Annotated in this window: 1 protein-coding gene; it reads right to left on the reverse strand. The window is 42.7% G+C overall.

The window, feature by feature from the left end:
- A partial coding sequence (locus tag ACM0OR_RS28050) for a condensation domain-containing protein (RefSeq protein WP_414579677.1) occupies positions 1-1830 on the reverse strand: 1830 nt, incomplete at both ends.

Raw genomic sequence — 1830 nt, forward strand, 5'->3', positions numbered from 1 at the left:
CTGCTATTGCATTTGGTGTTTTTTGCACCTGTTCTTCAAATAATTGATGCAGACAGAGCGAATCATCATAATCTCTGTCAGTAGCATTCCATTTCTGTAATAACTGGTGTTGTTCCGTGGGTGAGATGAGTAGCTGAATTTGATATAGTGCTGACGGTGCTGCTACCATCGCCATTAAAGTATTCACATAATAAGTAGCGATCGCTTCTATTTGTTCTCGGCACAGTTCGCTTGTCTTATAATTCAGGGCTAAATTAACCTGAGAGGAAACCAGATCCAAACTAAAGTGAGTCACCAAGGTAAAATTAGTTTGCTCAAGGGCTTTGTAATCTAAAACTTCAGATTCATTTAACCCCAAAACACCTTGATAAACGTGAAAATGGACAAAATTAAACGCCGTTTCAAATAAAGGCTGACCGCCGATGAGACGTTGCATCTCAGCCAAAGGATAACGACGATGCGGTAAAGCCGTTTGTTCAGCTTGAAAAGTTTGGTGAATCAGTTCTAACCAAGTACCACCGCCTAAGTGCGATCGCAAAGGCAAAGTATTCAAAAATAGACCTAAAATCCTTTCCCCATCTGCATTTTCTGGTCTACCGTTAGCAACTAACCCCGTCAATACATCCGCTTGATTGCCCAGTAAGTTCAATACCCGTAAGTGAGCAGCCAACAGTACACTTTTCAGAGGAACACTAGCATTGCGAGCCAGTTGCTTTAATCTGTCGGACAACTCAGCCGTAATTGCGACTTCCTGAATCCCTATTTCGCCCCTAAGTTCCTCACAATAGGATTGTGGCCAGCGTGGTAGTTCAGTAATTGTGACATCACGGAGTTGTTCGAGCCAATATTGTTGCGTCGTTTCCGATTGTAAAGCAGTACGTTCTAATGCCACAAAATCACGGAAAGCAATTGTGGGGATTGCGGATTGGGGATTAATGATTGGGGAGGGTTTGAGTAAGTTTAAATATTGTTGCCATAATTGTGTGATTAAAGATGCCACACTCCAACCATCGAGAATCGCATGATGGAAACTAAAACTTAAATTAAAAGTTTCCCCACTACGACGATGAATATAAAAACGTAGTAGAGGCGGTTGTGTCCAGTCAAAACTATGATACTTCTCCGTTTCTATCCAAGCATCGATGGCGGCTTGCTGTTCAGCCATTGTTAAATCACTGATATCATCCACCTGCAAAGGCACATCTACATTTTGATGCACTAATTGCAACGGCTCAGAAAACCCTGTCAAGTTAAAGCTAGTACGCAATACTGCATGACGAGCCATCAATTGCTCAATTGCAGTCTGCAATGCTGGTAAATCCAAAGTCGCTCGCAGATGGAAAGAGAAAACATCATGATAAACAGCAGAATCTGCACTCAACTCACTGTGAAATACCATTCCGGCTTGCAATGCGGTCAGAGGATAGGCATCTTCCAATCCTGCGGCTAACTTCTGCTTGTCTATCTCCGCAATCAAACTAAAAGGTGATGTCTGCGGTGTCAGCGTAAAACTCACTTCCTTACTCACCAACTCCGCCAATTCCGCAATAGTTTGGTGTTGAAATAACTGCTGAAGAGAAAAATCTAACCCAACTTGGTTAGCCTGCGCCAAAATTTGGATACTGCGAATCGAGTCACCACCCAATTCAAAGAAATTATCATGTATCCCGACTTGGGACACCCCTAAAACTTCCGTCCAAATATTGGCTAATAATTCTTGTTCTTTAGTTTGGGGTGCGACAAAACCAGTAGCTAATTCTGGGCGAATTTCTGGAACAGGTAATGCCTGACGGTCAAGTTTACCATTAGCCGTCAGAGGAAAGGCATCGA

Source organism: Anabaena sp. CCY 9402-a, assembly GCF_963920945.1.
Lineage (GTDB): Bacteria > Cyanobacteriota > Cyanobacteriia > Cyanobacteriales > Nostocaceae > Trichormus > Trichormus minutissimus.